At 73.8% G+C, this 4,851-nt stretch carries 3 protein-coding genes and 1 pseudogene; all 4 read right to left on the bottom strand.

Features of this window, described 5'->3' with window-relative positions:
• Window positions 1-152 precede the first annotated feature (152 nt).
• Window positions 153-1,154, bottom strand: a complete 1,002-nt coding sequence (hemB, locus tag ACFXA3_RS35455) for a porphobilinogen synthase (protein ID WP_385193987.1) — start codon at window positions 1,152-1,154, stop codon at window positions 153-155.
• A gap of 192 nt (window positions 1,155-1,346) precedes the next feature.
• Window positions 1,347-3,014 (bottom strand): uroporphyrinogen-III synthase, encoded by a 1,668-nt coding sequence (locus ACFXA3_RS35450; protein ID WP_385193984.1) that lies wholly within the window; start codon window positions 3,012-3,014, stop codon window positions 1,347-1,349.
• The gene (hemC, locus tag ACFXA3_RS35445; RefSeq protein WP_385193981.1) at window positions 3,011-3,979 is read right to left on the bottom strand and encodes a hydroxymethylbilane synthase; all 969 of its coding nucleotides are present in this window, start codon (window positions 3,977-3,979) and stop codon (window positions 3,011-3,013) included. Before hemC ends, ACFXA3_RS35450 begins: the two co-directional genes overlap by 4 nt.
• Window positions 3,976-4,851, bottom strand: a pseudogene (locus ACFXA3_RS35440) (glutamyl-tRNA reductase); the annotation flags it as partial. The gene hemC and the pseudogene ACFXA3_RS35440, both read right to left, overlap by 4 nt.

Raw genomic sequence — 4,851 nt, 5'->3', positions numbered from 1 at the left:
GACTGTTTTTGGTTGTGTGGGGGTTTTTTTTTTTATCTGGGGGGGGGGGGGGGGGGGGGGGGGGGGGGGGGGGGGGGGGGGGGGGGGGGGGGGGGGCCCCCCCCCCCCCCCCGGGTCCCGGGGGCCCCTGGCCCCTGCGCTGACCCGCCGGATCAGCGGGCTTCGCGGAGCCAGCCCGCGGCCTCCGTGGCCCAGTAGGTGAGGATCGTGTCCGCGCCGGCCCGCTTGATGCCCAGCAGCGTCTCCAGGATGGCCCGCTCGCGCTCGATCCAGCCCTTCTCCGCCGCCGCCTCGATCATCGCGAACTCGCCGCTGATCTGGTACGCGGCCACCGGGACGTCGACCGCCTGCGCGACCCGGTACAGGATGTCCAGGTACGGGCCGGCCGGCTTGACCATCACCATGTCCGCGCCCTCCTCCAGGTCGAGCGCCAGCTCCCGCAGCGACTCCCGGGCGTTCGCCGGGTCCTGCTGGTAGGTCTTGCGGTCACCCTGGAGCGACGAGGCGACGGCCTCGCGGAACGGGCCGTAGAAGGCCGACGAGTACTTCGCCGTGTACGCGAGGATCGAGACGTCCTCGTGCCCGGTCTCGTCGAGCGCGTCGCGGATGACGCCTACCTGGCCGTCCATCATGCCGCTGGGGCCGACCACGTGGACGCCCGCGTCGGCCTGGACCTGGGCCATCTCGGCGTACCGCTCCAGGGTGGCGTCGTTGTCGACGCGCCCGTGCTCGTCCAGGACACCGCAGTGGCCGTGGTCGGTGTACTCGTCCAGGCACAGGTCGGACATGATCACCAGATCGTCGCCCACCTCCGCCTTCACGTCGCGGATCGCGAGCTGGAGGATCCCGTCCGGCTCGGTGCCCGCCGTGCCCAGCGCGTCCTTGTTCTCGTCGGCCGGGACGCCGAACAGCATGATCCCCGCGACGCCCGCCTCGACGGCCTCGACCGCGGCCTTGCGCAGCGTGTCGCGGGTGTGCTGGACCACGCCCGGCATCGCGGAGATGGCCAGGGGCTCGCTGATGCCCTCCCGTACGAACGCCGGGAGGATCAGGTCCGACGGGTGCAGCCGGTTCTCCGCGACCATCCGCCGCATCGCCGGGGTGGTGCGCAGCCGGCGGGGCCGCGAGCCGGGGAAGGATCCGTACGCGCTCATACTCAGTCGCCTCTTCGAGCTTCGCTTCGAGAACAGTCGGGATCCAGCGTAGGCCGTGGCCCCGGCCGCCCCGGGCCGGGCCCGCCGCAGACGAAGCCGACGCCAGAGCCGAGCCGGAGCCCGGGACGAGCCGGAGACGGCTCAGGGCCCGGACGCGGGTGCGTCCGGGCCCTGTCGGGCTCTGCCCGCCGGTCAGGTCGTACGGCGTCGCCGTGCGCCCGGCCGGCGTTCGCTCGGGCGGGACACCGACTCGCCGGCCTCCTTGGCCGCGTCGCGGCGCGCCGCACCGTACTCGGCCAGCGCCTCGGCGAGCTTGCTCACGCTCGGCTCCGGCGACAGGACGTCGACCCGTAGACCGTGTTCCTCCGCCGTCTTGGCGGTGGCCGGCCCGATGCAGGCGATGACGGTCACGTTGTGCGGCTTGCCGGCGATGCCGACGAGGTTGCGCACCGTCGAGGACGACGTGAAGAGAACGGCGTCGAAGCCACCGCCCTTGATCGCCTCGCGCGTGTCGGCCGGCGGCGGCGACGCGCGCACGGTCCGGTAGGCGGTGACGTCGTCGACCTCCCACCCGAGCTCTATCAGGCCCGCGACCAGCGTCTCGGTCGCGATGTCGGCGCGCGGCAGGAACACGCGGTCGATCGGGTCGAAGACCGGGTCGTACGGCGGCCAGTCCTCCAGCAGGCCGGCCGCGGACTGCTCACCGCTCGGCACCAGGTCCGGCTTGACGCCGAACTCGACGAGCGCGGCGGCGGTCTGCTCGCCGACGGCGGCGACCTTGATGCCCGCGAAGGCCCGGGCGTCGAGCCCGTACTCCTCGAACTTCTCCCGGACGGCCTTCACGGCGTTGACCGAGGTGAAGGCGATCCACTCGTAGCGGCCCGTCACCAGGCCCTTGACCGCGCGCTCCATCTGCTGCGGGGTGCGCGGCGGCTCCACGGCGATGGTCGGCACCTCGTGGGGCACCGCGCCGTACGAACGCAGCTGGTCGGAGAGCGAAGCGGCCTGCTCCTTCGTACGCGGTACGAGGACCCGCCAGCCGAACAGCGGCTTCGACTCGAACCAGGCCAGCTCCTCGCGGCGCGCGGCGGCGCCCTGCTCACCGACCACGGCTATGACCGGCCGGGCGCCCTCGGGCGACGGGAGCACCTTGCCCTGCTTGAACACCTGGGCGATGGTCCCGAGGGTGGCGTTCCAGGTCCGCTGGCGCGTCGTCGTGCCGGCGACGGTCACCGTGAGCGGGGTGTCGGGCTTTCGCCCGGCGGACACCAGCTCGGCGGCGGCGCTCGCGACGGTCTCCAGCGTCGCGGAGACGACGAGGGTGCCGTCGCTGGCCCCGACCTCGCTCCAGCAGCGCGCGGAGGCGTTGCGCGCGTCCACGAACCGCACGTCGGCGCCCTGGTCCCCGCGCAGCGGCACACCCGCGTACGCGGGCACGCCGACGGCGGTCGCGACACCGGGCACCACCTCGAAGGGGATGCCGCCGTTGGCGCAGGCGAGCATCTCCTCGGCGGCGTTCCCGTCGAGGCCGGGGTCACCGGTGACGGCACGGACGACCCGCCTGCCGGAGCGCGCGGCCTCCATGACAAGATTGGCCGCGTCCCGGATCACCGGAACACCGGCGGCTGCTGACACTTCGTCAGCAATCGTCAGCTGAGGCGTGTCCACTCCCGCGCGCGCATGCGTGCGCACGACGTCGAGCACCTCGGGTTCCGCGATCAGGACGTCCGCGGCGGCGAGGGCCTCGACGGCGCGCAGCGTCAGCAGACCCGGGTCACCGGGGCCGGCACCGAGGAAGGTGACGTGCCCGTGGGCCGCGACGGCCGCGAAGGCGGAGGTGGTGGGACGTGTGGGGTTCAAAGCGACCGCTCCCCCATCAGACCGGCCGCGCCCTTGGCCAGCATCTCGTCCGCGAGTTCGCGGCCGAGCGCCATGGCCTCGTCGTACGAGTGGGGCACGGGACCGGTGGTGGACAGCTGCACCAGCGTCGAGCCGTCGAGGGTTCCGACGACGCCGCGCAGGCGCATTTCATTGACAACCTGGCCGTCGGCCAGAAGATCGGCGAGCGCACCCACGGGCGCGCTGCAGCCGGCCTCCAGGGCGGCGAGCAGGGAACGCTCGGCGGTCACGGCGGCCCGGGTGTGCGGGTCGTCGAGCTTGCCGAGCGAAGCGATGAGCTCCGTGTCGGAGGCGAGGCACTCCACGGCCAGGGCGCCCTGGCCCGGAGCCGGCAGCACGCAGTCCACGGAGAGCAGGTCGGTCGCCTCGTCACCGCGGCCGATCCGGTTGAGCCCGGCGGCGGCGAGGACGACGGCGTCCAGCTCGCCGTCGCGCACGAAACCGATCCGGGTGTCGACGTTCCCCCGGATGGCGACGGTCTCGATGCGCTTGCCGAGGCTGCGCGCGTAGTGGTTCAGCTGCGCCGTGCGGCGCGGCGAACCGGTACCGACGCGGGCGCCGTCGGGCAGCTGCTCGAAGGTCAGGCCGTCACGGGCGACGAGCGCGTCGCGCGGGTCCTCGCGCAGCGGCATGGCCGCGACGACGAGCTCCTCGGGCTGTGTGGTCGGCAGGTCCTTCAGCGAGTGGACGGCGAAGTCGACCTCGCCGCGCAGCAGCGCGTCGCGCAGCGCGGTGACGAACACGCCGGTGCCGCCGATCTGCGCCAGGTGCTCGCGCGACACGTCACCGAAGGTCGTGATCTCCACGAGCTCGACGGGCCGGCCGGTGATCGCCCTTACCGCGTCGGCGACATGGCCGGACTGGGACATGGCCAGCTTGCTGCGCCGCGTGCCGAGCCGGAGGGGCTGGTCGAGACGTGGATTCATGATGCCCGTCCTGAGTCGTCGTTCTGGTCGGCCGTGTCGGCCTGTCCCGCCTGGTCGACCTGTCCGGCCTGACCGGCCGCGTCCGCCCGGCTGACGGAGGCCACCGTCTGCGGGTCGAGGTCGAAGAGTTCGCGCAGCGCCTCGGCGTACCCGGCGCCGCCGGGCTCGCTCGCGAGCTGCTTGACGCGCACGGTCGGCGCGTGGAGGAGCTTGTCGACGACACGGCGCACGGTCTGGGTGACCTCGGCCCGCTGGCGTTCGTCCAAGTCCGGGAGCCGTCCGTCGAGCCGTGCCACTTCCATGGCCACGACCTCGGCGGCCATCGCCCGCAGGGCGACGACGGTCGGCGTGATGTGCGCGGCACGCTGGGCCGCCCCGAAGGCGGCCACCTCTTCGGCCACGATCCCGCGCACGGCGTCCACGTCGGCGGCCATCGGCGCGTCGGCCGAAGCCTCGGCGAGCGATTCGATGTCGACGAGCCGCACGCCCGGGATGCGGTGCACGGCGGCGTCGATGTCGCGCGGCATGGCCAGGTCCAGCAGGGCCAGCCGCACGGGCGCGACGTCGACCTGGCTGCGGGCGCCCTTGCGGGGCTGGCGCTGTGCGGCAGCCTCACCCTGGTCGGCCCATGTGCCGTGCAGTTCGAGGGAGTTGGCGTCGACACCGGTGAGGGCGGCGCGCCCGTCGCCGGCCGGGACCTCGACGGGACACCCGTCGCGGTCCGTGACGGCGCTGATGGTGCGCGCGACGCCGCCGTCAGTGAGGCGCATCCCGGCCTCGGCCGCGGCGACGAGCCGGGCCAGGACCTCGGCGTCGGCGGACGCCGGGGTCGTCCGCGGCGCGGGGGCCGGCAGCGGCGCGGGGGCCAGGGG

Origin of the sequence: Streptomyces sp. NPDC059456 (assembly GCF_042750055.1) — a bacterium.
Lineage (GTDB): Bacteria > Actinomycetota > Actinomycetes > Streptomycetales > Streptomycetaceae > Streptomyces.
This window is presented reverse-complemented; position numbering and strand designations above follow the sequence as displayed.